This window comes from Cupriavidus sp. P-10 (genome assembly GCF_003402535.2).
Classification (GTDB): Bacteria; Pseudomonadota; Gammaproteobacteria; order Burkholderiales; family Burkholderiaceae; genus Cupriavidus.
The window spans coordinates 1,801,469-1,827,906 of the sequence record NZ_AP025171.1 but is presented as its reverse complement, the minus strand read 5'-3'; the positions used below and the strand labels follow the sequence as shown (position 1 = coordinate 1,827,906).

Below are 26,438 nucleotides of genomic sequence, written 5' to 3'. Positions count from 1 at the left end.
GCTGAAAATCGCGGTGCTGCAGATTGCGGTGCTGCAAGCGGAGACGACAATGGACCGTAGAGACAACCGGCGTGGAGAACCCTGGCATGAAAGCGCCGGGCCAGACACCGACATGCGCAGCCACTACGTGGGCGCCTATGGCGTCTACGACTACGACGAGCCGGTGGACCCCGGCGAGTTCGGCGGCACGCAGGGCACGCAGGGCGGGCAGTCCGGCAGCCCGCCCGAGGCACGCGCCCGGCAGGCGCCGCGCGGGCGCGATCCTTACCGCCAGTTCACCGGCTACAACGAGCGCATGGACCTTTACCGCGGCGGCCCGCGCCAGGCTCGGCCGGTAGGCCCACGCAACTATCAGCGCAGCGACGCGCGCATCCTGGAGGACCTGTGCGAGCAGCTCGCGCACAGTGCGCGGTTGCAGGTGGAAGATGTCGAGGTTCGAGTCGAGCAGGGCGTGGTCACGCTGGAGGGCAGCGTGCCGCAGCGCCAGCAGAAGTACGGGATCGAGGATGTCGCCGACGAGGTCTATGGCGTCAGGGAGGTGGTCAACCACCTGCGCGTGGCGCGGGGCGACACTTCGGCGGTGCACCCCGGCCACGGCATGCGCATGTACTGACGCCGGAGGGCCACGCATGCAGGATCCGTCGAATCCGCCGCGCACCAATCCACGCGGCACGGCTGTCACGGCCGCCGACACCGCACTGCAGGCAAAGCTGTGCGCTCGCCTGTGGGACAGCGGCCTGGATGTCAGCGAAATCGCACTCAACATCGCCGATGGGCGCGTCACCATCGAGGGCGCGATCGGCACGCAGGCGGGCAGCGAAGCGATCGAAGCCTGCATTCGCGCGGCTGGCGGCGTGCGCGAAGTGGTCAACCACGTGCGCGTGGCGCCGGACCGTACCGGGGGGTAGGCATCGTCGCGTGAGGGCTATGGCACGACTTTCGCTTCGGCCCCGGCTTCACGGCCGGGAACAAACGTGTTGGCCGACCAATCAAGGAGACCGCCATGAAGCACCTTGCAAGCTTTGCACTGGCCGCGTTGCTGAGCGTGCCGGCCTGGGCCCAGACCACGACCACGCGGCCAGGCGCCGACACGCGCGCCCCTGGCACAGCCGCATCCGACGTCAAGCCGGGGCAAGGCGATACGCGCCGCGCCACGCCAGCCACGCCAGCCACGCCAGCTTCCCCTTCTGCAAGCAGCGGCCGCGCGACACCGGCCACGCCCGCCACGCCGGGGTCGCCCGCGGTGAACGAGGGGCCGCAGTCGGCGCAGCGATACGACTATCCGGCTTCGGAGCCGAAGGCGCCGAAATCCCGCAAACAGATTTTGTAGCCAGGTTTTATAGCCGGGATGGCCAGGTTTCCGGCGCTCCCGGCGCGGTCTCGGGATCGGGGCTTAGCCCGGTATGGTGCGCGGATCGTGGCCGAAGCTGTTGCGCGAGCGGATCTGGCCATCGCGGCCATGGATCAGCAATTCAACACGGTCGCGCTGCGCCTGCGTAGTCGCGGCGGCGATGGCTTCTTCCTGGGTGGCATGGTGGGATTCGGCGTAGCGGGCGCCTTCGCGGATCACATCCCAGCCGTCCTGATGCGGCACAACGTGTATGCTGGTGCCCATTTTGCTGTCTCCTCGGCTGTCGATTCCTTTATTGTCGGCGATCTACGCCGGCTGTCTATCCGGCGGCGTCTGACAGGCCGGAGAAGTAGCCCTGGACAATGCGCGGAGGGCAGCAAGCCCGACTTCCGCGCTGAAATTTCTGGTTATTTGGCGGCCCTCTTGTAAGCTGGATTTGGATTGCATTAGAGGAGCGGGCCATGCGTGCAAGATTTGCCAGGGGGCTGACGCAGTCGCCGGTGACCGTGGTGGCACGGGCGTTCGACGGAGAAGCTGTGCGGGCACCCCAGGTTGGCGACCTGGTGACCGTGTACAGCCAGGACCAGGACACCGAATTCAATATCCGCCTGAACGAAGCGGTCGAGCCCGGCCGCTGGCGCGGCGTGGTCTACGCGATCGGCCGCGGACAGGATGTGCTGGTGACGGCTGAAGGGCTGGAGATCGACGATGTGGTCGAGGTGGTGCGCGAGGAGATCGCGCAGGTCATCCCCTGCGGCCGGTCCCACTAAGCGCCGCACCCGCTCGGGTGCGGACATTCCGGTTTGACGAAACCCGTGGCAGGCCTGCCTTCTGATTACTCCTGGTCGGCCTGGCGGGATTCTTGCGCGGGCTGGCGTGGCACGCCCAGCCACATCGCAAGCCCGCTGGCGAGCAGCAGCGCCGCCAGCAGCAACAGCGCATGGTCGAGGCTGCCGGTGCGGGTCTTGATCTGCCCGATCACCCACGGACTGACGATGCCGCTGGTAATGCCGACGCTGCTGATCATGGCGATGCCGGCCGCTGCGCTCGCACCCGGCAGGTAGCTGGGCGGCAGCGACCAGAACACCGGCAGCGCGGCAAAGATCAGCACCGCGGCAACCGACAGGATCGCCAGCATTGCCGCCAGGCTGGACGGGTGCAGCGTGAGCGCGGCCAGCGCCAGCGCGCCGCCGGCGGTGCACAGCAGGAAATGGCGGTGGCGCTCGCCGCTGCGGTCCGAATGGCGCGCGATCAGGATCAGCCCCACCGCGCCGACGGCATTGGGCACCACCGAATACAGGCTGACCGACATCACGTCGCTGATGCCGAAGTCGCGGATGATCAGCGGCATCCAGAAGCTCAGCGCGAGCGAGCCGCAGGTCAGCGAAAAGTAGATAAAGGCGAACAGGTACACGCGCGGGTTGCGCAGCACCGTGCGTAGCGCCTGCAGCGAATGGCCGCCTTTTCTCGCTTCGGCCGCGTTGCCCGCCTCGCCCGCCGCGGCGCGTGTCAGGTAAGCGCGCTCGTCGGCGCTGAGCCAGCGGGCCTGTTCCGGGCCGTCCACCAGGCAGCGCGCGGCGATCAGTCCCAGCAAGACCGCGGGCGCGCCTTCGATCGCGAACATCCACTTCCAGCCCTGCAGGCCGAGCACGCCGGCCATGTCGCGCATGATCCAGCCGGAGACCAGGCCGCCGAGCACACCCGCCACCGCCACGCCGGCAAAGAAGATCGCCATCACCGCGGCGCGGCGCCGTGCCGGGAACCAGTAGGTCAGGTAGAGCACGATGCCGGGAAAGAAGCCCGCCTCGAACACACCCAGCAGGAAGCGCAGCGTGTAGAACTGCGCCGGCGTCGACACGGCCATCATGCCCACCGAGGCCAGGCCCCACAGCACCATGATGCGGGTGAAGGTGCGGCGCGCGCCGAAGCGCGCCAGCAGCATGTTGCTCGGTACTTCGCACAGCACGTAGCCGACGTAGAAGATCGCGGCGCCCAGGCCGTACATGGCATCGCTGAAGCCAAGGTCCTGCTTCATCTGCAACTGGGCGAAGCCGATGTTGATGCGGTCCAGGAACGAGACCACGTAGCAAATAAACAGGAACGGGATGATGCGCAGCCACACCTTGCGGTAGAGCGCGTCTTCCTCGCGCGCCGCCAGCGCTGGCAGTCCGGGAAGGGTGGTGGGGGTCGCGGGCGTCAGATGCAGGGACGCAAGGTCCCCTGAGACCGGATGGCTCATGCTGTTTGTCTCCGTACGGTGGCGGCTGCGGGCGTTGCGTCGGGATGGTTGCAGCCAGGGATGGCGCCGCCGGGCGCGTCTGTTGCGCGCTCGTTGGCGGCCCGGGGTCAGCCGGGGGAAAAGCGCGGGGAAAGAGCGGAATGGGACGCGGCCTGGCCGCGCCCGTGCCGGGTCAGGCTGCCGGCGCTACCGCGGACGGCATGTCGGCCACGCCTTCGCGCGCTGCCTGCAGCGCGGCCAGCAGCACGTCGTGGTCGCCGATATGGTTGGCCAGCAGCAGGATCAGCTGCGCGTTGGCGGCCTGGCTCTGGGCGTCGTCGAGGCCGCGGTGCATCTCGATCAGCGCTTCATAGAAATCGTCGGGCCGGGCCAGGTTGGGTTGCGTATTGAGGGTGGCGGGCATGTTGTCGTCTCCTGTTCTCGTGCTGTCCGGCGTGCCTCAGGCGGCGATCCGGTCCGGGGCCGGCGCGGCCAGGCCGGCGCCGGTGGCGCGCGCCAGCGCGGCGCGGATCGCGGCAGGGTCCGCGCGGCGCCAGCGTGCGCACACATGCTGGTCGGGCCGCACCAGGTAGCAGGTGCCGGGCCTGGCGCCGTAGCGGGCCGTGGCCAGGCCCTGGTCGTCGCGCAGCACGATGGCGTTGGTACAGGTCATCGCCGGCTGCTCCGCATCCGTGACGTAGACCAGCCGCAGCGGTACGTTGCCTTGCCTGAGCGCGGACAGGTCTGCCAGCGTGGCGGCATCGAGGGCATCGGGATTGCCGAACAGCAGCACGGTGAAATCCTGCCCCAGGTGCGACAGCAGCCAGCCGGCACCCTGCGGCCCGGACACCGGCGCATCGGCACAGACCGCGCCCGGCACCATGTTGCCGGCATAGCCGTCATCGGCGTCGCCGGTGTTCAGCGGCGAGCCGTGCAGCACCGCGGGCACCGACAGGCGACCGCTGTTGACCAGGCCGCGGGCAAAGGCGTGCCGCTTCGACAGTGTCAGCACCGCGTCGCGGAACACGCGGCTGACGGCGCTTTTTGGCGTGATGAAGTCGGTGGCGCGGGTCGAGTTCAGGAGGTTCTCGTCAGCGGCGTATTCGCGCTCGCTGGCGTACGTATCGAGCAGGCTGTCGGCTGCATGGCCCTGCAGCACGTAGGCCAGCTTCCACGCCAGGTTCTCCGCATCCTGCACGCCGCTGTTGGCGCCGCGCGCCCCGAACGGCGACACGCCATGCGCGGAATCGCCGGCGAACAGGATATTGCCGTGGCGGAAGCTGTCCATGCGCAGGCACGAGAACGTGTACACGCTGACCCATTCCAGCTCGAACTTCACGTCGTTGCCGAGCAGCGCCTGCACGCGCGGGATCACGCGCTCGGGCGTTTTCTCCAGCACCGGGTCGGCGTCCCAGCCGAGCTGGAAGTCGATGCGCCAGACATTGTCCGGCTGGCGGTGCAACAGCACCGACTGGTTGGGGTGGAAGGGCGGGTCGAACCAGAACCAGCGCTCGCTGGGAAAGTCCGCTTCCATCTTCACGTCGGCGATCAGGAAGCGGTCGCGGAAGGTGCGGCCCTTGCTGTCCAGGCCCAGCAGCTTGCGCATCGGGCTGCGCGAGCCATCGGCCGCCACCACGTAGCGCGCGGCCAACGGGTAGCAGCCTTGTGGCGTCTCGATGGTCAGCACCGCGCCGTCCGCGCGCTGCTCAAGCCCGACCACCTTGTTGTGCCAGCGGATCTCGATATTGGGCAGAGTCTGCGCGCGCTCCAGCAGGTAGCCTTCGACGTAGTACTGCTGCAGGTTGATAAAGGCCGGGCGGCGGTGGCCGCTTTCCGGCAGCAGGTCGAAGCTGTAGACCTGCTGGTCGCGCAGGAACACCTTGCCGACGTTCCAGCTCACGCCTTTTTCCACCATGCGCTCGCCGCAGCCCAGCCGGTCGAAGATATCCAGCGTGCGCTTGGCGAAGCAGATGGCGCGCGAGCCGGTGGACAGCGTGCAGTCGTCGTCGACCAGCACCACGCGCACGCCGCGCTGCGCCAGGTCGATGGCGGTGGCCAGCCCGATCGGGCCAGCGCCCACCACCACGACAGGATGGACCGTGCCATCCGCCTGCCCGGCGCCTTGTTCCGCGCACGGCTGGTACTCAAACGACATCCGCTGGTAGTCGATGCTGCTCATTGCCTGTCTCTCCATCCAACTCTGTGTTGCTACGTTGCCCGACTTGTTATGGGTCTTCGGTTGCTCAGTCCTGCAGCGCGGCCCACATTTCCTTGTCGCGCTGCGCGGTCCAGATGCGCGGGTGGCGGATACCGCTGGCTTCGTCATAGGCGCGCGAGACGTCGAACGGCAGGCAGTGCTCGTAGATAAAGACCTGGCCAAACTTGGGATCCATGGCGCGGCGCGCATGCGCCATCGCGGCCTTCAGGTCGAGCTTCTCGGCTACGGCTTCCTTGCCCGACTGGAACAGCGTGGTGACGAAGTCCTTGGTGTAGGCGAGGCCTTTCCTTACCTCTTCCGGCGTGGTCAGCGCGGGGCCGCGGCCCGGGACCAGCTTCTCGGGGTTGAGCGCCTGCAGCGCGTCGAGCGTGGCGGGCCATTCTTCCAGCTGGGCGTCGCCGCAGTAGCAGGCGGCGTCGTACTCGACCAGGTCGCCGGAGAACAGCACCTTCTGCTGCGGCAGCCAGACCACGGTGTCGCCCTTGGTGTGGCCCGAGCCCAGGTGGGCGATGCGGACTTCCAGCTTGCCGAGGAACAGCGTGATTTCCTTCTCGAACACCAGCGTCGGCCAGGTCAGGCCGGGCACGGTTTCGACACCGGCGAACAGGCGCGGGAAGCGCTCGATCTCGGACTTCATGTCCGCCTCGCCACGCTCCACGATCATTTCCCACGTACCGCGGCTGGCGATGACCTGCTGCGCGCCCTCGGCGAAGTAGGCGGAGGCGCCCAGCACGCGCACCGCGTGATAGTGCGACAGCACCACGTACTTGATGGGCTTGTCGGTGATGGTGCGGATGCGCGCGATCAGGTCCTGCGCCATCGCCGGCGTGGCGGTGGTGTCGACGATCAGCACGCCGTCGTCGCCGATCACGACGCCGGAATTGGGGTCGCCCTCCGCGGTGTAGGCCCAGGCGTTCTCGGACAGCTGGGTAAACGTGACTTGCTTGGCTTCGAGGTCGGCCTGGGATGCGAATGCCTTGGACATGGCGTCTTCCTTGGTGTGGGGGAGGCAAGACGGCACGTGCGCTCGTATTTGCGCTTGCATGTGCCGCAGGACTGGACGGCGGCACGGGCTGTCTCGCCCCCGTTTCTATGGGTCTTCCACGCGGTGGTGCCTGCGTGTTGCGACGGGGTAGTGCAATCTTAGGAAACGCCGCCAGATTAATCAATAGCTAATTCGTTCGTCTATAACAAATTTGTAGAAGGCCGCCGAGGGAACGGGTTCTCGCTGTAATCTGCCGCGCGGGTTAACCCTGATCCGAGGGCGCGCGGATGGCGTTCGATTAATATCCGGGTTTTCCGATCACACAGGGTGGCGATGGCCAGGGGCAAGGCAACCGGCGCGGCCGGCAAGGCTGAAAGGGAAGGCAAGCCGGAAAAGGCAGACAAGGCAGACAAGGCCCAGCGCGGCATCCAGAGTGTGGAGGTCGGCGGCCGGCTGCTGGCCGCGCTGGCGGCGGCGCGCGTTCCGATGCCGCTGGCAGCGCTGGCCGAGGCCGCGCAGCTGGCGCCGGCGCAGGCGCACGCCTACCTGGTCAGCCTGACGCGCCTGGGCCTGCTCAAGCGCGACCACGTGTCCGGCCGCTACGAGCCCGGGCCGTTGTCGCTGCAGCTTGGCATGCTGCGCCTGGAGCAGGATCCGGCCTACCGCGCCGCGCTGCCGCGCGTCGACGCGCTGGCGCAGTCATCGGGCTTCAGCGTGGCCATCAGCATTGCCGGGCCGCAAGGGCCCACCATCGTGCGCTACGTACCCGCCAGCGCGCCGCTGCACGTGAACCTGCACGTTGGCACCGTGATGGCACTGGCGGCCACGGCCACCGGCCGCGTCTACTGCGCGTTCGGGCCGCCGGCGCAGTGGCAGCCGCTGTGGCGCGCGCAGCAGCCGGACGCGACCAACGCACAGCAGGCGGACTTCAGCGCCGCACTGCAGGCAATCCGCGAGCGCGGTATCGAGCGCAGCATCGACACGCCCAGTCCCGCGATCAGCAGCCTCAGCGTGCCGGTGCTGGACGCTGCCGGGGCGTTGCGGCTGGTGCTGACGCTGGTCGGCTCGACCGGCGCCATCGACGTCGCCTGGGGCGGCACCGCCGCACGGGCGCTGCTGGCAGCGGCGGCGGATATCGCCGCGGCCTTGCGCGACGAAGGTGCGGAAGGAACGGAAGAGGAAAGCCCTGCATGAGCCCGAGCCGCATACCTGATCCGGCCGGCAACGCCAGCCCGGATACCGACGCCGAAGGCGGCAAGACGCAGCGGGGCATCCAGTCCCTGGACAGCACCGGCCAGCTGCTCGGCGCGCTGGTGGCCGCTGGGCGCCCGCTGGCCTTGCGCGACCTCGCGCTGGCCGCCGGCATGCCCGCGGCCAAGGCATTCCCGCACCTGGTCAGCCTGCAGAAGACCGGGCTGCTTGCGCGCGATGCCGCCGGCAATTACCTGTGTGGCGCGCTGGGACTGGAGCTCGGGCTGGTCGCGCTGCAGCGGCTATCGCCGACGCGCGAGGCCGAGCCCGAAGTGATCGAACTCGCGGGCACCACCGGCCTGAGCGTGGCCATGGCCGTGCTGGGCCCGATGGGTCCGACCGTGGTCAGGCTGGAGGAATCGGCGCGGCCGCAGCATGTCAGCCTGCGCGTCGGCACGGTGCTGTCGCTGGTCCATACCGCGATCGGCCGCACCGTGGCGGCGCACTTGCCCGACAACGTGCTCGCCGGCCTGCTGCGGACCGACCATTTGCGCATGGCCGGTGCTGCCGCCGAGCAGGTGCTGGCCGAGGACGGCAGGCTGGCGCCCGATTACGCCGCCCGGCTGGCACGGGTGCGCGCGGCGCAGATCGACAACGCGCTGAGCCACCCGGTGCCGGGCATCGATACGCTGGCCGCGCCGGTGTTCGACCATACCGGCAGCCTGGCACTGGTGATCGCGGTGATGGGGTCGACCGGCAGCTTCGACAGCGGCACGGAAGGCGCGCCCGCCGCGCTGGTAAGCCAGGCGGCACGGCGGCTGTCGTGGCGCTTCGGCGCGCTGCGCGGCGCGGCAGGCTGACTCAGCCGGTTACTGGTCCAGCCGGATATTGGCGGATTTGATCAGGCCGTCCCACTTCTCGTACTGCGCACGGATATAGCTGCCGAACTGCGCGGGCGTGGCCGGGAACGGCACCGTGCCCTGGCTGGCCAGCTTTGCCGACAGCTCCGGCTGCTTCAGCGCGGCAACGATCTCGCCGTTGAGCCGGTCGATCACGGGCTTGGGCGTGCCGGCCGGCGCGGCCACGCCGAACCACGCGGTCAGTTCATAGTTGGGCACGCCCGCGGCGGCCAGCGTCGGCACGCCCGGCAACTGGTCCGAGGGCTTCTGCGTGGTCACCGCCAGCGCGCGCACGCGGTTGTCGCGGATATACGGCAGCGCGGTGGAGACGCTGTCGAACATCATGGTGATGCGGCCGCCGATCAGGTCGGTCATCGACGCGGCGCTGCCCTTGTACGGAATATGCGCGATATTGACACCGGCGAGGTGGGTAAACAGCTCGCCTGCCAGGTGCGACGACGAGCCGTTGCCGAACGAGCCGTAGGTCAGCTTGCCCGGCTCCTTGCGCGCCAGCGCCAGCAGTTCCTGCACGTTGCGCGCCGGCACCGAGGGGTGCACCACCAGCACGTTGGGCAGGTAGGCCACGGAGGCTACCGGAGCAAAATCCTTGAGCGGGTCGTAGCCCGGCTTGTCATACAGGCTCTTGTTGACCGCGAGCGAGCCAAAGGTGCCAAACAGCAGCGTGTAGCCGTCGGCCGGGGCGCGCGCCACGGCAATAGCCGCCAGGTTGCCGCCGGCGCCGGGCCGGTTGTCGATGACCACCGGCTGGTGCAGCCGCGCCGACAGGGCATTGCCGATTTCGCGCGCCAGCAGGTCGGTCGCCCCGCCGGGCGGGAAGGGCACCACCAGCCGGACCGGCTTGTCCGGGTAATCCGCCAGTACCGTGCCTGCCGCGGTGGCGGCGAATGCGAACAGCAGCCCGCTGGCTGCGCGCCTGATCCAACCCTGCATCGCTGTCTCCTTCATCTGTTTATTGGCGATGGAACGGGCCTCAGTGTGTCGCAGTGCGCGCAGGCGCGGGTTTGGCTTTGGCGAAGGTGGCCTTCCGCCGCCTGCACGCGTGCAGCGGGCGGTCGCGGCGCAGCTTATTCGGGCCGCTGCAGCCGGGCGATGGTGCCGAACAGCGTTTCCAGCTCCACCGGCTTGACCAGGTGCGCATCGAACCCCGCGCGCTCGCTCTGCTGCCGGTCGGCGGGCTGGCCGAAGCCGGTCAGCGCGACGTAGCGGGTGTGTTCGGTGCCGGCCACGCCGCGCATGGCGCGCACCACCTCGAAGCCGTCCATGCCCGGCATGGCCAGGTCGATCAGCGCGATATGCGGGCGGCAGCGCGGCGCCACGTGCAGCGCTTCGGCGCCATCGTAGGCAATGGTCACGTCGTGGCCGCACATTTCCAGCAGCATCGCCAGGCTGTCGGCGGCATCGCGGTTGTCGTCGACCAGCAGGATGCGCTGTGTCTGCAGCGCGGCGCTGGCCGGGCTGCCGGCTGCGGCGCGTCCCGGAGGTTGCGGCGTGGCGCCTTCATGCACCACCGGCAGCGGCAGGCGCAGCGTGAAGGTGCTGCCCATGCCAGGACCGGCGCTGGCGGCGGCAATGGTGCCGCCATGCAGCTCCACCAGCGCGCGGCACAGCGACAGGCCGATGCCCAGCCCGCCCTGCGTATCGGTGCCGGGGCGGCTTTCCTGCACGAACATGTTGAAGATGTCTTCCATCGATTGCGGCGCGATGCCGCGGCCCTGGTCGATCACCTGTACCAGAAGGGTACGGTTTTGTACGGCGGTGACGATGCTGATGGTCGTCTGCTGCAGCGAGAACTTCGACGCGTTCAGGATCAGGTTCTGCATCACCTGCACCAGCCGGGTCTTGTCGGCGTGCATCCGGATCGACGCGGCATGGGTCTGCACCGCGACGCGCTGCGACTTGGCATCGAGCGACGGCCGTGCCGCCTCGATGGCGAGCGCGATCACTTCGTTGAATTCCAGCGTTCCGGTGCGCAGCTCGATGCGCCCCGAGGTGATGCGGCCGATGTCGAGCAAGTCGTCGACCAGCCGGCTCAGGTGCGTGACCTGGCGCTCGATCAGGCTCAGGCCCCTGTCTGCCAGCGCCGCGTCGCCGGGTGCCAGGCGCATCGCCGCCAGCGCGCTGTGTACCGGTGCCAGCGGATTGCGCAGCTCATGCGACAGCGTGGCCAGGAATTCGCTCATGCGCTGGCTGGAGCGCTCCAGTTCCTCGTGGCGGCGGCGCTCGCTCATGTCGCGGGTGACCTTGGCAAAGCCTCGCAGCGCGCGCGATTCGTCGTAGACGGCGGTCAGCGTGACGTTGGCCCAGAACAGCGAGCCGTCCTTGCGCACGCGCCAGCCTTCGTCCTCGACGCGGCCGCCGCGCCGGGCCTGTTCGAGCAACCGCGCCGGCTTGCCGGCGGCAACGTCGTCGGGCGGGTAGAACACCGAGAAATGCCGGCCCAGGATCTCGTCGCGGCGGTAGCCCTTGATGTATGAGGCGCCGGAATTCCAGCTGACGATATTGCCGGCGGGATCGAGCATGAACACCGCGTAGTCCTTCACGCCTTCCACCAGCAGCCGCAGCGTTTCCTCGCTCTGGCGCAGCGCTTCGGCGGTGCGGCGCTGCGCGGTCATGTCGCGCGTCACCTTGCCGAAGCCGATCAGCTTGCCGTCGGCGTCCCTGAGCGCCGTGATCACCACATTGGCCCAGAAGCGGCTGCCGTCCTTGCGCAGGCGCCAGCCTTCGTCCTCGAAGCGTCCGAGCTCGGCGGCGGCCTTGAGTTCGGCATCTGGCCAGTGTCGTGCCACCGCATCGGGCGTGTAGAAAGTAGAGAAGTGCTTGCCCAGAATCTCTTTGCGCGTATAGCCCTTGATGCGTGCCGCGCCCTTGTTCCAACTCGACACATACCCGTTCACGTCGAGCGTGAAGATGGCGTAGTCCTGCACGGCCTCGACCAGGGTCCGGTAGGGTGCGTCGGGGGACGCCTCGGCCCGCTGCTCGCCGGGCGACGCGCCTGCGGCCGGGCCATCAGGGCCGGCGGGGGCTTTTTTCATGGCGAATTCAGGTTCGCATGCATGCCGGCATGCCGCCGGCGTGGTCCGGATATGCGCGCTCGCGGCACGGCGCTGCGCGTCACATAAGGATACCGCGCTCCGCGCCGAAGCAGGCGACCGCCGCGCCGGCGCGGTCGGAAGCTTCGCGATGATGATTCGGAATATACAGATTGTTACGCGATGTGCGATTCATAGAATGGGTCACAAGTTCTTTACGCCGTCAATCTTTGTCACGAGACGATGCAATTGCCACCTACCAGCGAGCGGTCCGCGCCGCCCGACGCCCAGCCGTGCTGCCACAGTTGCCCCCAGGCGCGGGGCTGCCATGCGGCCAGCCTGGTGCAGCACGCGCTTCCCGCGGGCGGGCCGCAGCGCAGCGTCCGTCTGCGCAAGGGGCAGCCGCTGTACCTGATCGGCGATCCGGTCACCGCGCTCTATGCGGTCCGCGTCGGCACGGTCAAGACGCATGTCAGTACCGAAGACGGACGCACGCAGGTGGTCGGCTTCCATTTTCCCGGCGAACTGGTCGGGCTCGACAGCCTGGCGCGCACGCGCTACGTGTCGTATGCCACGGCGCTGGAAGACACCATGCTGTGCATGATCGCGGTCGACCTGCGGGGCGTCGCCACAGCCGCCGCGCCCGCGCTGGCCGGCCTGCTGTTCCTGGCGCTCGACTGCCAGGCGCAGCGCGCGCGGGCCATGCAGACCATGCTGGCGCTGATGACCGCCGAGGAGCGGCTGGTGACATTCCTGCTGTGGATGGCCGACGGCTTTGCGGCGCGCGGCTTTTCGTCATCCGCATTCATCCTGCGCATGAGCCGCGAAGAGATCGGCAGCTATGTCGGCCTGACACTGGAGACAGTCAGCCGCCAGTTTTCGCGGCTGGCCGAGATCGGGCTGATCCGCGTACGGCACCGTTGCGTCGAGCTGCTGGACAAGCCCGCGCTGCGCGCCATCGCCGAACGCCCTACGATCTCGGCGTACACCGCCACGGACACCGCCGCCGATAGCGCGGCACCCGTCCAATGACGCGCAAGCCGGCGCACCCGGACGCCGCGGACGCGATCGCAGGCACGACGCCAGACGGGATGAGCCGCGGCGTTGCCGGCACCGACATCCTGCGCGATATCCAGCAGTTGAACCTGTCATACCTGCTGCTGGCGCAGCGCCTGCTGCGCCAGCACGAAGCCGAGGCGCTGTTCCGGCTTGGCATGCGGCAGGAACTGGGGCACGCGCTCGCCGCGCTGACCCCGGCACAGATGATGTCGCTGGCGCGTTCGAACCTGCTGCTGTGCCGCTTCCGGCTGGACGACTGCAAGCTGCTGGCATCGCTGACGGCGCCCGAGGCGCGGCACCCGCTGCAGGCCCTGCATGCGGCGATCGTGATGGCTTCGCAGTCTGCCGACGGGGCGCCCTGATGGCCATCCCCGGCCAGTCCACGCCCATCCCCGGCGCGCGCCGCGCCACCGCCCGAACGGGCACCGCAACCAACCACGGAGGCATTGATGACGGGTACGGCCCTGAACTACGTCGAAACCAGCCTGCGCCTGACCGGCACCGCGAGCCGGCCGGGCGCCTTCTTGCGGACCCGCACCGAAATCACCGGCATGCCGCACGTGCCGGCCCTGGTCGGCGCGCTGCCGGGGGACGGCAACGCGCAGCGCTCCATCGAAGCCGCGCTCCGCGTCCTCGCACAGGCGGGGCACCAGCCGGTGCGCACGGTGGTTTCCAGCGAGCGCGGCCGGCAGGCATCACTGGACTTCTATGTCGAGGCCGACGTGGCGGCCTGCTGCGAACTCGACGGCGCGCTGCAGCGCCAGTTGGCCAGTCATTGCACCAGTGTGCTGCCACCGGGGCTGGCGCTGTCGGTGCGGCCGCTCGGCACGTATGTGCCCGACGGCCCGCCGGCGGGCGAGCACGGCGCGGCGGAGCGCTTGCGCAGGTGTGCCAGCGAACTGCTGTGCCGCGGCGGCGAGATGAACCAGCGGCTGTCGGCGGTGTGCGCCTATTTGGCGGCGCTGCACGAAGCGCAGGCCGCCGCCGAGCGGCTCGGCCATCTCGACCAGAGCCTGTTCGGCCAGGGCCAGGAAGCGCTGTCGTGGCGCCTGCGCCGGCATCGCAGCGTGGAAGGGAGGGCCCTGGCACAGGTGCTGGAAGGGCTGTCGCGGGCCGCCGACGGCGCGCTGCATGAGTTAGGCAGGCCATACAGCGCGGACCATGCCCGCTACCAGTTCGAGCAGATGCAGCGCTTCCACGACCAGATCGAGCGCTTCCGCTCGGCCTGCTCGCCGGAATAGCCCCGTGGGCCCCGCTGCGAGATCAGCGCGGCAAGGGGGCAGGGCGGGTGCAGGGCGGGTGCAGGGCGGGCGCAGGGCGGGCGCAAGCGCGGCGGCGCGCGCTGAGCGGCGCGCCGCCGCGGCTTCAGATCCCGGCCATGCAGGTGTACTTGATGACCAGGTAATCCTCGATGCCGTAGTGCGAACCCTCGCGGCCGACGCCCGACTGCTTGACGCCGCCGAACGGCGCCACCTCGTTCGAGATCAGCCCCGTGTTGACGCCGACCATGCCGTACTCCAGCCGTTCCGACACGCGCCAGACGCGGCCCAGGTCGCGCGCATAGAAGTAGCTGGCCAGGCCGAATTCGGTGTCGTTGGCCATCGCCACGACTTCATCCTCGGTCTCGAAGCGGAACAGCGGCGCCAGCGGCCCGAAGGTTTCCTCGCGCGCGACCAGCATGCCGGGCGCGACATCGGCCAGCACGGTCGGCTGGAAGAACGAATGGCCGAGCGCGTGGCGCTGGCCGCCGTGCAGCACGCGCGCACCCTTGCCGACGGCGTCGGCGATATGCTCTTCCACCTTTGTCACGGCCTTGTCATCGATCAGCGGCCCGATGCGCACGCCGTCTTCCATGCCGTTGCCGACCTTGAGCGCCGCCACGGCTGCCACCAGCTTCTGCGCAAAGGCCTCGTACACGCCCGCTTGCACATAGATGCGGTTGGCACAGACGCAGGTCTGGCCTGCGTTGCGGTACTTGGACACGATCGCGCCTTCCACCGCGGCGTCGAGGTCGGCATCGTCGAACACGATGAAGGGCGCGTTGCCACCCAGTTCCATCGAAACCTTCTTGATGGTCGACGCGGTCTGCGCCATCAGCACGCGGCCCACTTCGGTCGAGCCGGTAAAGGTCAGCTTGCGCACCAGCGGGTTGCTGCTCATCTCGCCGCCGATCGCACTCGCCGAGCCAGTCACCACTGACAGCACGCCGGCCGGAATGCCGGCACGCTCGGCCAGCGCCACCAGCGCCAGCGCGGTCAGCGGCGTCTGTGAGGCGGGCTTGAGCACCATGGTGCAGCCGACCGCCAGGGCCGGGCCGGCCTTGCGCGTGATCATCGCTGCCGGGAAGTTCCATGGGGTGATCGCCGCGCATACGCCCACCGGCTCCTTGGTGACGACGATGCGCTGGTTGGTGGCGGGTGCCGGAATGGTGTCGCCATAGACCCGCTTGCCTTCCTCGGCAAACCATTCGATGAACGAGGCTGCATAGGCGATTTCGCCGCGCGCCTCGGCGATCGGCTTGCCCTGTTCGGCGGTCATGATGCGCGCCAGGTCTTCCTGGCTGGCCAGGATCAGCTCGAACCACTTGCGCAGCAGCGCCGAACGTTCCTTGGCCGTGCGCGCGAGCCAGGCCGGCAGGGCGCGGTTGGCGGCTTCGATGGCCTGGCGGGTTTCATCGGCGCCCAGCTGCGGCACCTGGCCGACGCGTTCGCCGGTGGCGGGGTTGGTCACGTCGATACGGCGCTCGCCATCGATCCAGCGGCCGTCGATATAGCACTGCTGCCGCAGCAGCGAAGAATCCTGGAGGTTCAGCATGATGGTTCCGGTGGGAAGCGGTAGGGGCTGTGGGCGGAAGGGCTGGGTAGCCTGAAGGCGATTGTAATCCCGCCCGCGTTGTGGTTCTTGCCGCCACCGCGTGCGACACTGCCCGATCCCGTGATCGGGCATCCGCGCGACGCCATCATCAGTTTGTGGAGTTGCGCGGCCGGTTAAACCGGTGCGGGTCCGCGCGCAGTGGTGTCAGGGACGTCAATGCCCCAGTCGCCGTAGTCGAGCCAGTCGTCACCGAGCAGCTCGATGGGATGCTGCGTCCGGCTGGAGCCGTTGCCGCATCCCATGGCGTCCGTGGGGCAATATTTGTCGCAACCCCAGCAGACGCGCTCGGGATGGCTCGGGTGGAGGGGAAATTTCTTGGCCATGGCGTGAGGGGCGGGCGGAAAGGGCCCGTCTGAGCCAAATTATCCGGCCGCCCATCCAATGCAGATTTGCCCAAGATCAAGGCGGGCCGAAGCACAGCGTTGGCTTGCCGATTGCGCCGGGCGCAGCTTCAGCGCCAGCCCTCGGCGTCCAGCCGGGTCCACCGGTCCGGCGCCTCGCCGTCGGCGGAGGCCAGCAGCAGGCTTTCGCCGCAATCGCCGCAGCGGTACACGAAGGCATTCTGGCCGCTGGTGGTGCGCAGACGCGCCGACTTCAGCAAGCTCGAGTGAGGCGGGAAATGGCCCGGCCGGTCCAGTTGCGACAGGCAAAGCTCGCATAAAGGCATGTTGGTTCCTCCAGCACGAATTCCACAGCAGGAAAATGCTGTGGTGCAGCATCCGTGGGTTGAGTATAGGTGCGGGGACTTGCGCCGGTGTGGCACGGGATGGTGGGGAAGCGAACGGACTATTCGCCAAGGAACTCCGCCACCACTTCCAGCCCTTCGATATGGTCGGCCACCACCTTGGCAATGGTGATCAGCGGGATGGCGAGGAGCATGCCCCATACGCCCCACAGCCAGGTGAACAGCAGCAGCGCGACGAATACCGCGACCGCATTCATCCTGGCCATGCGCCCGGTCATCCAGGTGGTAATGACCGAGCCGATCAGCGTGGCGATCAGCAGCGACCCGCCCGCGGCTGCCGCAGCCATGCCCAGCGTGCCGAACTGCATGAACGTCACCATGCCCAGGCACACCGCGATCGCCATCGCGCCGAAGTAGGGCACCAGGTGCAGCGCCGCCGCGGCAATCGACCAGCTCCCCGCGTTATTGACCCCCAGCCATTTCAGCAGCAGCCAGGTACAGACGCCCAGGGCCGCATTGGTCACCAGCAGCATGCCCATGTAGCGCTGGATCGAGCGGTTGACCTCGTCCAGCATGTGCACGCTGATTTTCTTTTCCGAGATGGTATTTCCGACCATCTTGACGAACTTGCGCTTGAAGGTGTCACCCGCCAGCAGCAGGAAATACAGCAGGAACACCACCACGACTGCCTGGCCGGCCATGGTGAAGACGCTCACGGAACCGGCCAGCAGCATGTTGTTGATCTGGTCGGGCGAGTGTTCCACCACCACGTGCGGCACGCGCACCGGCGGCGGCTGCCCGGTGCCGCTGAGCACGGTGGCGGCGCGCCGGACTTTCTGCCACATCGAATCGTCGCCACTCAGCAGGGCGCCGACCGAGCGGGACAGCTTGCTGGCGACCTCGGGCAGGCTGTTGACGATGGACTCCACCTGGCCTTGCAGCAGATAGGCGCCGCTGAGCAGCGCGCACAGCACTGCCAGCAGCACCAGCGTGCCGGCCGCCACGCGGGGCATGCCCAGCCGCTGCAGCGCGCATACCGGCGGGTCGAGCAGGTAGGCGAGCACGATGGCGATCACGACCGGCACGAGGAAATCGCGGGCGATATGCACGGCGTAGAGCGAGAACAGCACCGCCAGTACGACCAGCGCCGTGCTGGCACGCTGCAGCGCCGCCGACACCGTGGCAGACGCGACCGTGACCATCGGTCCGTCGGCGGGGGCCTCCGATCCGGCCGCTTCCGTGGGGGCACTGTCCTCGGGCGCGGCGGTGTCCGGCACGCGCACGCTCCCTTCGCCCGAGGCAGGGGCGGGCGGCGCGGCATGCGGCAATGGGGAGGGAGCGGGGTCGGGAATGGTCGACATAGCCGGGCGCTTCGGCAAAAGGCGTGGCACCGTCCTTGAAAGATAGCTGTCTGGTGGCGCGCGGCTGTCGGACGCTGCCGGCTACTGGTGTCAGACAATCACGGCAGGGCGGCGCCGGGGGGCCGTCCGCATGGGCCCCACATTTGCACGTGAAGCACCTGATGAATATCGCCCGGGCGCCCGAAATAACCGCAATTGTGGTGGCTCCATGTTGTATTTCAGAAGCTCGTGAAAATGTTCCATCCAATGTCCCATTGAGGTGCCAATAAATCCTTTGATATCGTTCGCAACCGGCTGAAAGAGCCGCATTGCCCCCTGACAAGCCCAATATTTCAAGGGCTTGCCGGCTACCTCCCGATGACCATGGCGAAATCCAATTCACCTGTGCCGCGTTATCACCAGATCTACCTCATACTGCGCCAGCAAATTGCCAGCGGCATTTTCGACCAATCCGGCTTGCCCCCCGAATTAAGGCTGGTCGAGCAATACCAGGTAGCGCGGGTAACCATGCGGCGGGCGCTGTCCGAACTGGTGAAGGAAGGCCTGGTGTACCGGCGCGCCGGGCATGGCACCTTTGTCAACAAGGACCACGCCAGCCGTTCGCCAGGGGTGGCGCGCGCGTGGCGGCTGGCCGACGGGCTGCTGGAGGATCACGGCGAAACCATGATCCGGCTGATCGACTACGGCATGCTGCCGTGCCCGCCGGAAGTCGCCGAGCTGCTCGGCGTACCGCCGTTGCAGGCAGTGCTGCGTATCGTGCGCGTGCGCAGCCTGGAGGGTCGGCCGGTGTCGTGCGTGACCATGTACATCCCGCCTGAGATGGCGCCTCTGTTCAGCCCGCAGGCAATCACGGAGACCTCGGGGCTGGCGCTGCTGGAGCGCGGCGGCGTGCGCATCAGCCAGGCCGACCAGAGCATTTCCAGCTGCCTGGCCGATGCGCACGTGGCGCCGCTGCTCGACGAGCCGATGGGCGCCGCGCTGCTATCGGTGCTGCGCGTGGTGCGCGACAACGACGGCCGGCCGGTGCAGTGGCTGCGCGGCCTCTACCGGCCGCACTACTACGACCACCGCATGGTGCTCGCGCGCGCGGGCGCCGACAACGCGCGCACCTGGATCCCGCGCGACATCACCTGCGCCGTGCGCTGAAGCCCGCCATGGTGACGCTTCTGGCGGCCGAGGCCTCAGTCTCTCGTTTGGCGGCGTGGCCATGATCGACCAGGCCCCGCTTTGCGTGGTCAGGCGGTGACGGTCTTGGTTTCGAGATACTCGGCAATGCCTTCCGGACCGAACTCGCGGCCGTTGCCCGAGGTCTTGTAGCCGCCGAACGGCACCGAGATGTCCATCGTCGCGCCGTTGATGCGCACGCTGCCGGCGCGCAGGCGCGCGGCCAGCTTGCGGGTACGCTCGGGGTTGGACGACGCGATGTACGCCGCCAGGCCGAACTCCGTATCGTTGGCGATGGCCACGGCTTCTTCTTCCGTGTCGTAAGGGAGCATGCACAGCACCGGTCCGAAGATCTCCTCGCGCGCGATGGTCATGTCGTTGCGCACGTCGGCAAAGATGGTCGGGCGGGCATAGAAGCCTTGCGCGAGCCCGTCGGGACGGCCCGGACCGCCGGCGGCCACGCGCGCCCCTTCCTCGATGCCGATGCCGATCAGCCGCTGCACCTTCTCGTACTGCGCGCGGTTCGAGATCGGCCCCATCCTGGTCTGCGCATCGGCGGGATCGCCGACCGTGACCGCGTTGGCCACCGCGGCGGCGATCTGCACCGCCTGTTCATACTGTGCGCGCGGCACCAGCATGCGCGTCGGCGCGATGCAGGTCTGCCCGGAATTCAGCATCACGTGCGCAACGCCGCTGGTCACGGCGGCCTGCAGGTCGGCGTCGTCCAGGATCACCAGCGGCGACTTGCCGCCGAGTTCCTGCGTCACGCGCTTGACCGTGGGCGCGGCGCTGACCGCCACCTCGACGCCCGCGCGGGTCGAGCCGGTGATCGAGACCATGTCGACATCGCGGTGCGCCGACAGCGCCGTGCCGACCACGCGGCCCTCGCCAAAGACCATGTTGAACACGCCCGGCGGGGTGCCGGCGGCATCCATGATCTCGGCGAAGATCTGCGCGTCGAGTGGCGCGATTTCCGACGGCTTGAGCACCACCGTGCAACCCGCCGCCAGCGCCGGCGCCACCTTGGCGGCGATCTGGTTCAGCGGCCAGTTCCAGGGCGTGATCAGCGCAGCCACACCGATGGCCTCGCGCAGGATGTAGCTCTTGCCGCGCTCGCTTTCGAACTCGAATTCACGCAGCGCCTGCACCGTGGCCTGCAGTTGGGCCAGGCCGATGGCGGCCTGCAGGTTGGTGGCGACGGTGATCGGCGCGCCGATCTCCTGCCGCACCGCCTGCGCCAGGTCGCCCAGGCGCGCCTGGTAGGCGGCCATGATGCGCTCGAGCAGGGCGATGCGTTCCTCGCGGGTGGAGGCGGACCACGCGGGGAAGGCGGCGCGTGCAGCGGCGACCGCCTGGTCCACGTCGGCGGCGGTGCCCATGGCAACCTTGCCCGCCAGCGACTCGGTGGCCGGATCAATCAGGTCGGCCTGGGTCACGCCTGGCGCGGGTTGCACCCACTGGCCATTGATATAGAACTTGTCGACGAGTTTCATCGGGTTGGTCTCGCGGATCGTTGGGAAAGGGCCGCTCATACCGGGCGGTCGCCGATGATGGTGGCGCGGTTCATGTGGCGCACGGCGGGGAAGTAGTCCTGCACCGCGTAGTGCTGCGTGGAGCGGTTGTCCCACAGGGCGATGGTGTCCGGCTGCCAGCGCAGACGCACCTGGTATTCAGGCGCCGCCGCCTGGCGGTACAGGTATTGCAGCAGGTCCAGCTCGGCCGGACGAAAGTCCGAGCCGATGCGGTAAGGCTGCTCCTTGACGAAGTTGGCGAAATGCGTGGTGAAACCCTCGTTGACGAAGAGGATCTTTTCGCCGGTTTCCGGATGGGTGCGCACCACCGGATGCACCATCGGCGGGTACTTGGCGCGCATCTCCTCATACCTTTCCTCGGACATCGCGGCGCCGAAGGTAGGCATCGCGTCATGCACCGCCTTCAGGTTGGCAATGCGCGCCTTCACGTCCTCGGGCAGCTTTTCATAGGCGGCGGCCATGTTGATCCAGATGGTGTCGCCGCCGACCTCGGGGCACGACACACAGCGCAGCATCGAACCCATCGACGGCACCTCGCGCCAGCTGACGTCGGAGTGGTAGAGATTCTCGCGTCCGCGCTGGTTGCCGTCGCGGCCGAATACAACCAGTTCCGGATGTTCGGGATGGTTGCCGAGCATGGGATGCACTTCGAGCTCACCGAAGCGGCGCGCCACGGCCACATGCTGGGCCGGTGTGATTGCCTGCTTGCGGAAGAACAGCACCTTGTGCGTGAGCAGCGCGGCGCGCAGCGCCAGGTAGGTGGCGTCATCCAGGGCTTCGCGGAAATCGATGCCTTCGACTTCGGCGCCGATGGTGGGCGTGCAACGGCGCACGGTGAACGGCCAGGAGGCCGGGTCTTGCGCGCGGAACGCCTCCGGGCTCAGGGTGGTGGCTTGCATGCGTTGTCTCCTCTGTGGTGGCTATTGCGGATGCAGTTTGCCGCCCGGACGAGCCGGGCGGCGACGGTTTTCAGCGGGCCGAGGCCCTGATCAGGTCCGCGGCCTTCTCTCCGATCATGATCGCCGGCGCGTTGGTGTTGCCGCCGACCAGTGTCGGCATCACCGAGGCGTCGGCGACGCGCAGCCCGTCGATGCCATGCACGCGCAGCTCGGCATCGACCACCGACATGTCGTCGATGCCCATCTTGCAGGTGCCGACCGGGTGGTAGACGGTGTCCGCATGCGTGCGGATGAAATGGCGGATCGCGTCTTCGTTGCTGTTGTCCGGCCCGAAATCGTCGGTGAGCAGTTCGCGGCCACCGTGTTTCGCCAGCGCCGGCTGGGCGAAGATGCGGCGGATGGCGCGCACGCCGGCTACCATGCCGGCCATGTCCTCTTCGGCCGACAGGAAGCGCGGATCGATCAGCGGCGCCTCACGCATGTCGGCACTACGCAGGCGCACGTGGCCGCGGCTCCTGGGACGCAGCACGCAGGCATGGCACGAATAGCCGTGGCCGAGCTTGCTGCGCTTCTCCATGTTGCGGTTGCCAACCAGCGCCACCACGAAGACCAGTTGCACGTCAGGGATGGACAGCTCTGGACGGCTGCGGATAAACGCGCCGGCCTCGGCGAAGTTGGAGGTGACCATGCCCGTGCGGTGGCGCCGGTAGCGCATGACCTCGCCCGCCATGCGCAGCAGCCCGCCTGCGGTCTGCCCGAACAGGTCGGTCGAGTGCAGTTGCTTGTTGACGATGATGTCGAGGTGGTCCTGCAGGTTTTCGCCCACGCCGGGCAGGTCGTGGACCACGTCGATGCCAAGGCTGCGCAGTTGCGCCGCCGGGCCGACGCCGGAAGCCATCAGCAACTGCGGCGAGTTGAAGGCGCCCGTGCTGAGCACGATCTCGCGCCGCGCGCGCAACACCTGTTTCTCGCCGTTGCGCACGATTTCCACGCCTGTCGCGCGCCTGCCTTCGAACAGTATGCGCAGCGCCTGCGCGTCGGTCAGCACCGACAGGCCGCTGCGGCCGCCGTTGAAGGCCTTGTCCGCGGCATCGCCGCGATGCAGGTAGGCGCGCGCCGTGTTCCAGCGTTCGCCATTGCGCTGCGTCACCTGGTACAGGCCGGCACCTTCCTGTGTCTGCCCGTTGAAATCGGCATTGGGCGCCATGCCTGCCTGCAGCGACGCTTCGACGAAGCGCTGCGAGAACGGATTGGGCGAGCGCAGGTCGCTGACATGCAGCGGACCGTCGCTGCCGTGCAGGGGATCGTTGGCCAGCCTGGCGTTGTGCTCGCTGCGGCGGAAGTAGGGCAGTACGTCGTCAAAGCCCCAGCCCTTGCAACCCAGTGCCGCCCATTGGTCGTAGTCGTCGCGATGGCCGCGCACATACAGCATGCCATTGATCGACGAACTGCCGCCCAGCCCGCGCCCCCGCGGCTGGTAGGAACGGCGGCCGTTCAGGCCCGCCTGCGGCTCGGTGTAGTACGCGTAGTTGCGCGGCCCGGCCTTGGGCACCGTGTTGGCAAAGCCGATGGGCGCCCAGACCGAAAAGTGGTGGTCGTGCGGGCCCGCTTCGAGCAGCGCCACGGTCACGCGCCGGTCTTCGGCGAGCCTTGCGGCCACGGCGCAGCCCGCCGAGCCGGCCCCGATCACGATGTAATCGAATTCCGCCGTTGCGCGGGCGGCCCGTGTTGTTGCCTGGGTTTCCAATTGTGTGTCTCCTGAGTCGCCCGCATGCAAGGGTCGAAGGGTCGGTTAGGGAAGGCGGGGGCGCTGGCATGCACTGGCGATGCGATACTGCCATTACCTGTTATAACAGGTCAACCGGGTTTGCTGCCTGACCTGTCATGATAGGTATAATCCCTGATCCCCCGCATCGGAGTCCGCCTTCAGGCGGAGCACAAACGTGGCGCTGCCAAGATTCAAAGAGATCGAGAACGAAATCCGGGAGCGGATCGTCCGCAACCTGTTGGGGCCGGGCGCCAAGCTGCCGTCCGAGGCAGAACTCATGACGGAGTTCGCTGTGAGCCGGATCACCGTGCGCCAGGCGTTGTCGGGCCTGCACAATGCCGGGCTGATCGAGAAGGTCAACGGCAAGGGCAGCTTCGTCACGCGCCCGACCGATACGCCGAGCCTGGGGGCGCTGACCGGTTTCTATGAGACTGCCCGCGCGCGCGGCAAGCTGGCCTACGGCAAGCTGGCGTCGGTCAGGCTGGTGCGCGCCCCGGCCTTCGTGACGAGCGTGCTCGACCTGGAACCCGCGGAGAAGGTGTTGAGTGTGTCGACCGTGCGCTTCTGGGACGATGCGCCGGTAGCGTATTTCACGCTGCTGGGGCGCGAGCCGCTGATGCGTCGGATGGTGCAGGAAGACCTGGAGACCAATGATGCGATGTCGGTGCTTGAAAACCGCCTCGGCTACCGCTTCAAGGAGTCGACCATGGAGGCGAGCGCCGTGGCCGCGCCCGCGGACGTGGCCAGGCGCCTGGGCGTGGCCGAGGGCGAGCCGCTGCTGCGGCTGCGCAGCACGCCATACGACATCGACGGCACGCCGCTGCTCTGCGCCGAACTGCTGTTCCGCCCGGACCGCTACGCGTACAAATGGACGCTCAAGCGCTAGCCAGGGTTTTCTTTAAGCGCTGAACTACATGCGGCCAACGCCTGGCCGCGCGGTAAGGCGCTGTAAAGCCGCGGGCAGTCGCGGGCAGTCGCAGTAAGTCGCGGTAAGTTTTACCCGCGCCGCGCACTTCTTACTGCAGCAATCCCGCACACTGGTCCTTTCCTGCCGCAGCATCGGCAACACAACCCCCAATCCTGCCATCGCCGACCTCCACTGGTACGTCAGTTGCGTCATGTGCAGCGGAGCGGCGATTTCAGCGCGCTCGCCGGCCGGTCCTGCATCGATGCGAGGGCCGGCCGCAACCAGCAAGACGGAGGACCACATGAAAACGACGCTACGCATCGGCATTGCATTGCTTGCCTCGCTCGGCATCCTGGCCGGCTGCTCGGCAACCGGCAGCACCAGCGGCTCGGGATCGCTGTCGGGTTCCGGCTCGGTGTCTGAACAGAACCGCAGCCGCAGCGGCTATGGCTCGCCGGGCAGCACTTCCACCGGCACGTCCGGCGCGACCAGCACCACCAGCCCTGGTGGCACGTCCAGCGGCTCCAGCGGCGCGACCAGCGGTTCCGGTACGGCGCGCTGACACGCGCAGCCGCACGCGCGGCCGACCGCAGGCGGGTGCGGGCGGCCGCTTTTCTGTGGCGCGTTTCCAGTCGTCAGCGGTCCCTTCCCATATTCACACGCTCGTCGCGGCGCGCAGGCACCACGCCTTCGTCGGCCAGCCGCTGCTGCAGGTCGTTGTTGGGCACGTGGATCAGGTCCTTGCCGATCTCGCGCGTTACCACGCCGGTGACCGAAGCGGGCAAGGTCTTGCGCAGCAGCCCGAGGAAACGGGGCGCCGCGATCAGCACGAGTTCTTCATAGCGCTGCTTGTTGCGGGCGTCCGAGAGGAGGTCCGCGACACGGTGCGCGAACAGCTGCGCTTCCTGGTGCAGTTCGTCCTCCCCCGCGGACGAGGTGACAGTCGACGGACCAACCTGGTGCGCGCCCGGGTGGCCGGCATCTCCCTGCGAGGCGGCCTGGCCACGCCGGCCGTAGGCATCGCGGCGCAGGTCGGCGCGGTCGGCATGCGCGGCGGCATCGGTAATCTCTTCGACCACCGCCAGCGGGGCGGCGTCGCCATGCGAGGCAAAGACGCGGGCGACGGATTCATCCGCCACCAGGATCCAGATGTTCTTCATGATCGCTCCGGTTGCCGGCCCGAACGGTGGGCCTGATCACCGGTGTTGCAAGGGGTACGCCACCGTGCGCCAACCCGCCGCGGCGCCGTCACGCACGCCTGGCGCGTGCCTGGGTGCCGTATCGGCCATGCCGTTGCAGTATCGACAGGCACGCCGTGCAACTTTTTCAGGCTGGCGGCGGACGCCACAGCGTCGATTTGCCGAACAGGCTTTCCATCAGGTCCACGGCCAGTAGCCCGGTCTGGTTGCGTACGTCGCAGGCCGGGTTCAGCTCCATCACGTCGAGCGACGCCAGCCGGCCGGTATCGGCGATCATTTCCATGCAGAGCTGGGTCTCACGGTAGGTCGGGCCGCCCGGCACGGTGGTGCCCACGCCGGGCGCAATCGCGCAGTCGAGGAAATCCACGTCGAAGCTGACGTGCAGGTGCGTCTGCGCGTCGATGCCGGCCAGCGCTTGTTGCATGGTGTGGCGCATGCCGTTCTCGTCGATGTAGCGCATGTCGTACACCGCCAGTTGCAGTTCGTGCAGGCGGCGCTTTTCCTCCGTATCGACACTGCGGATACCGATCTGCCGGATCGCGCTGCGGTCCACTGCGGGCGCCGGGCCGGCCAGCGTGGTCAGTGGCGCCGGTCCGTGCCCGCACAGGCAGGCCACCGGCATGCCGTGCATGTTGCCGGTGGGCGTGGTGGTGCCGATATTGGCGTCGGCGTGCGCATCGAGCCACAGCACCATCAGGGTCTTGCCGGTATCGCGGCAATGGCGCGCCGCCGCGCTGATCGATCCGATTGCCAGGCAATGGTCGCCGCCCATCAGCAGTGGCAGCCGGCCCGCCTGCAGCGTGCCCAGGCACGCGTCGTAGACGGCCTGGTTCCAGGCCACGACTTCGTCGAGATGGCGCATGCCGCCTTGCGGCGGCTGCCAGGGATTGGCGGGGCCGCCAAGGTTGCCGGCGTCCTCGACCTGCAGGTTGTTGCGTGCCAGCGCCTGCGCCAGGCCGGCGACACGCAGCGCCTCGGGGCCCATCGAGCAGCCGCGCGTGCCGGCCCCGACATCGGTGGGGGCGCCAATCAGCGTGACAGGTTTCATGGCGGGGTGGGGGAGTGCGGTGAGTGCGGA

General features: G+C 68.2%; 28 protein-coding genes. 12 read left to right on the top strand and 16 right to left on the bottom strand.

All coding sequences use genetic code 11. The annotated features are described in order from the left end of the window. Positions 1–49 precede the first annotated feature (49 nt). The 3 genes from CTP10_RS25270 to CTP10_RS25260 all read left to right on the top strand — a co-directional run bounded on the left by CTP10_RS25270 (position 50) and on the right by CTP10_RS25260 (position 1,330). Positions 50–613: a BON domain-containing protein gene (locus CTP10_RS25270; protein ID WP_116321499.1), complete on the top strand. Its 564-nt coding sequence runs from the start codon at positions 50–52 to the stop codon at positions 611–613. Positions 614–629: 16 nt separating this feature from the next. Then, positions 630–908 carry a BON domain-containing protein gene (locus CTP10_RS25265; protein WP_116321447.1) on the top strand — a complete coding sequence of 93 codons (279 nt, stop codon included), beginning with the start codon at positions 630–632 and terminating at the stop codon, positions 906–908. A gap of 95 nt (positions 909–1,003) precedes the next feature. Further along, the gene (locus CTP10_RS25260) at positions 1,004–1,330 is read left to right on the top strand and encodes a hypothetical protein (RefSeq protein WP_116321446.1); all 327 of its coding nucleotides are present in this window, start codon (positions 1,004–1,006) and stop codon (positions 1,328–1,330) included. A 63-nt stretch (positions 1,331–1,393) separates the two neighbouring features. On the opposite strand, the gene CTP10_RS25255 is transcribed toward CTP10_RS25260, so the two are convergent. Then, on the bottom strand, positions 1,394–1,615 hold the full coding sequence (locus CTP10_RS25255) for a DUF2188 domain-containing protein (RefSeq protein ID WP_116321445.1): 222 nt from the start codon (positions 1,613–1,615) through the stop codon (positions 1,394–1,396). Positions 1,616–1,812: 197 nt separating this feature from the next. Between CTP10_RS25255 and CTP10_RS25250 the strand changes: the two genes are divergently transcribed. Further along, positions 1,813–2,121 carry a hypothetical protein gene (locus CTP10_RS25250; protein ID WP_116321444.1) on the top strand — a complete coding sequence of 103 codons (309 nt, stop codon included), beginning with the start codon at positions 1,813–1,815 and terminating at the stop codon, positions 2,119–2,121. Between the two features lie 65 nt (positions 2,122–2,186). Here CTP10_RS25250 and CTP10_RS25245 read toward each other — a convergent pair whose 3' ends face one another. The 4 genes from CTP10_RS25245 to CTP10_RS25230 form a co-directional block, all read right to left on the bottom strand. Beyond that, positions 2,187–3,590, bottom strand: coding sequence for an MFS transporter (locus CTP10_RS25245; RefSeq protein WP_116321443.1), 1,404 nt, complete (start codon positions 3,588–3,590; stop codon positions 2,187–2,189). A 172-nt stretch (positions 3,591–3,762) separates the two neighbouring features. Next, the gene (locus CTP10_RS25240) at positions 3,763–3,993 is read right to left on the bottom strand and encodes a DUF2783 domain-containing protein (protein ID WP_116321442.1); all 231 of its coding nucleotides are present in this window, start codon (positions 3,991–3,993) and stop codon (positions 3,763–3,765) included. 36 nt (positions 3,994–4,029) lie between these two features. After that, on the bottom strand, positions 4,030–5,748 hold the full coding sequence (locus tag CTP10_RS25235) for an FAD-dependent oxidoreductase (RefSeq protein ID WP_116321441.1): 1,719 nt from the start codon (positions 5,746–5,748) through the stop codon (positions 4,030–4,032). A 64-nt stretch (positions 5,749–5,812) separates the two neighbouring features. After that, positions 5,813–6,772, bottom strand: a complete 960-nt coding sequence (locus tag CTP10_RS25230) for an MBL fold metallo-hydrolase (RefSeq protein ID WP_116321440.1) — start codon at positions 6,770–6,772, stop codon at positions 5,813–5,815. A gap of 333 nt (positions 6,773–7,105) precedes the next feature. On the opposite strand from CTP10_RS25230, the gene CTP10_RS25225 reads away from it, so the two are divergent. Next, on the top strand, positions 7,106–7,966 hold the full coding sequence (locus CTP10_RS25225) for an IclR family transcriptional regulator (protein WP_116321439.1): 861 nt from the start codon (positions 7,106–7,108) through the stop codon (positions 7,964–7,966). Next, positions 7,963–8,823 (top strand): IclR family transcriptional regulator, encoded by an 861-nt coding sequence (locus tag CTP10_RS25220; RefSeq protein ID WP_116321438.1) that lies wholly within the window; start codon positions 7,963–7,965, stop codon positions 8,821–8,823. The genes CTP10_RS25225 and CTP10_RS25220 overlap by 4 nt, the downstream gene beginning before the upstream one ends. A 9-nt stretch (positions 8,824–8,832) precedes the next feature. On the opposite strand, the gene CTP10_RS25215 is transcribed toward CTP10_RS25220, so the two are convergent. Further along, positions 8,833–9,813 (bottom strand): Bug family tripartite tricarboxylate transporter substrate binding protein, encoded by a 981-nt coding sequence (locus CTP10_RS25215; RefSeq protein ID WP_116321437.1) that lies wholly within the window; start codon positions 9,811–9,813, stop codon positions 8,833–8,835. A 134-nt stretch (positions 9,814–9,947) separates the two neighbouring features. Then, positions 9,948–11,915: a PAS domain-containing hybrid sensor histidine kinase/response regulator gene (locus tag CTP10_RS25210; RefSeq protein ID WP_116321436.1), complete on the bottom strand. Its 1,968-nt coding sequence runs from the start codon at positions 11,913–11,915 to the stop codon at positions 9,948–9,950. 240 nt (positions 11,916–12,155) lie between these two features. Between CTP10_RS25210 and CTP10_RS25205 the strand changes: the two genes are divergently transcribed. The 3 genes from CTP10_RS25205 to CTP10_RS25195 all read left to right on the top strand — a co-directional run bounded on the left by CTP10_RS25205 (position 12,156) and on the right by CTP10_RS25195 (position 14,212). Continuing rightward, the gene (locus tag CTP10_RS25205) at positions 12,156–12,944 is read left to right on the top strand and encodes a helix-turn-helix domain-containing protein (RefSeq protein WP_116321435.1); all 789 of its coding nucleotides are present in this window, start codon (positions 12,156–12,158) and stop codon (positions 12,942–12,944) included. After that, entirely contained in the window at positions 12,941–13,333 is a 393-nt protein-coding gene (flhD, locus tag CTP10_RS25200; RefSeq protein ID WP_233528230.1) for a flagellar transcriptional regulator FlhD, read from the top strand. The genes CTP10_RS25205 and flhD overlap by 4 nt, the downstream gene beginning before the upstream one ends. Positions 13,334–13,420: 87 nt before the next feature. After that, positions 13,421–14,212, top strand: a complete 792-nt coding sequence (locus CTP10_RS25195; RefSeq protein WP_199414643.1) for a hypothetical protein — start codon at positions 13,421–13,423, stop codon at positions 14,210–14,212. A gap of 124 nt (positions 14,213–14,336) precedes the next feature. Here CTP10_RS25195 and gabD read toward each other — a convergent pair whose 3' ends face one another. The 4 genes from gabD to CTP10_RS25175 all read right to left on the bottom strand — a co-directional run bounded on the left by gabD (position 14,337) and on the right by CTP10_RS25175 (position 17,891). Next, positions 14,337–15,785: an NADP-dependent succinate-semialdehyde dehydrogenase gene (gene gabD, locus CTP10_RS25190; RefSeq protein WP_116321434.1), complete on the bottom strand. Its 1,449-nt coding sequence runs from the start codon at positions 15,783–15,785 to the stop codon at positions 14,337–14,339. A 173-nt stretch (positions 15,786–15,958) separates the two neighbouring features. Continuing rightward, entirely contained in the window at positions 15,959–16,168 is a 210-nt protein-coding gene (locus tag CTP10_RS25185; protein WP_116321433.1) for a DUF3079 domain-containing protein, read from the bottom strand. Positions 16,169–16,296: 128 nt separating this feature from the next. After that, positions 16,297–16,512 (bottom strand): hypothetical protein, encoded by a 216-nt coding sequence (locus CTP10_RS25180; RefSeq protein WP_116321432.1) that lies wholly within the window; start codon positions 16,510–16,512, stop codon positions 16,297–16,299. A 119-nt stretch (positions 16,513–16,631) separates the two neighbouring features. Further along, a complete protein-coding gene (locus CTP10_RS25175) occupies positions 16,632–17,891 on the bottom strand; it encodes an AI-2E family transporter (RefSeq protein WP_116321431.1) in 1,260 nt (419 codons plus the stop codon). 357 nt (positions 17,892–18,248) lie between these two features. On the opposite strand from CTP10_RS25175, the gene CTP10_RS25170 reads away from it, so the two are divergent. Then, on the top strand, positions 18,249–19,037 hold the full coding sequence (locus CTP10_RS25170; protein WP_233528229.1) for a GntR family transcriptional regulator: 789 nt from the start codon (positions 18,249–18,251) through the stop codon (positions 19,035–19,037). Between the two features lie 89 nt (positions 19,038–19,126). Here CTP10_RS25170 and CTP10_RS25165 read toward each other — a convergent pair whose 3' ends face one another. From CTP10_RS25165 to CTP10_RS25155, 3 genes are all read right to left on the bottom strand, one after another. Beyond that, positions 19,127–20,548, bottom strand: coding sequence for an aldehyde dehydrogenase family protein (locus tag CTP10_RS25165; RefSeq protein WP_116321496.1), 1,422 nt, complete (start codon positions 20,546–20,548; stop codon positions 19,127–19,129). A gap of 35 nt (positions 20,549–20,583) precedes the next feature. Then, positions 20,584–21,486 (bottom strand): TauD/TfdA dioxygenase family protein, encoded by a 903-nt coding sequence (locus CTP10_RS25160; protein ID WP_116321430.1) that lies wholly within the window; start codon positions 21,484–21,486, stop codon positions 20,584–20,586. Positions 21,487–21,556: 70 nt separating this feature from the next. Continuing rightward, a complete protein-coding gene (locus CTP10_RS25155; protein WP_116321429.1) occupies positions 21,557–23,233 on the bottom strand; it encodes a GMC family oxidoreductase in 1,677 nt (558 codons plus the stop codon). Positions 23,234–23,429: 196 nt separating this feature from the next. On the opposite strand from CTP10_RS25155, the gene CTP10_RS25150 reads away from it, so the two are divergent. Together CTP10_RS25150 and CTP10_RS25145 are read left to right on the top strand one after the other, a co-directional pair. Further along, positions 23,430–24,140: a GntR family transcriptional regulator gene (locus CTP10_RS25150; RefSeq protein ID WP_116321428.1), complete on the top strand. Its 711-nt coding sequence runs from the start codon at positions 23,430–23,432 to the stop codon at positions 24,138–24,140. Positions 24,141–24,462: 322 nt separating this feature from the next. After that, positions 24,463–24,723 carry a hypothetical protein gene (locus CTP10_RS25145; RefSeq protein ID WP_158577691.1) on the top strand — a complete coding sequence of 87 codons (261 nt, stop codon included), beginning with the start codon at positions 24,463–24,465 and terminating at the stop codon, positions 24,721–24,723. A gap of 73 nt (positions 24,724–24,796) precedes the next feature. On the opposite strand, the gene CTP10_RS25140 is transcribed toward CTP10_RS25145, so the two are convergent. Both CTP10_RS25140 and rocF read right to left on the bottom strand, forming a co-directional pair. Continuing rightward, the gene (locus tag CTP10_RS25140) at positions 24,797–25,321 is read right to left on the bottom strand and encodes a host attachment protein (protein ID WP_116321427.1); all 525 of its coding nucleotides are present in this window, start codon (positions 25,319–25,321) and stop codon (positions 24,797–24,799) included. Between the two features lie 166 nt (positions 25,322–25,487). After that, positions 25,488–26,408, bottom strand: a complete 921-nt coding sequence (gene rocF, locus CTP10_RS25135; RefSeq protein ID WP_116321426.1) for an arginase — start codon at positions 26,406–26,408, stop codon at positions 25,488–25,490. Positions 26,409–26,438 lie beyond the last annotated feature (30 nt).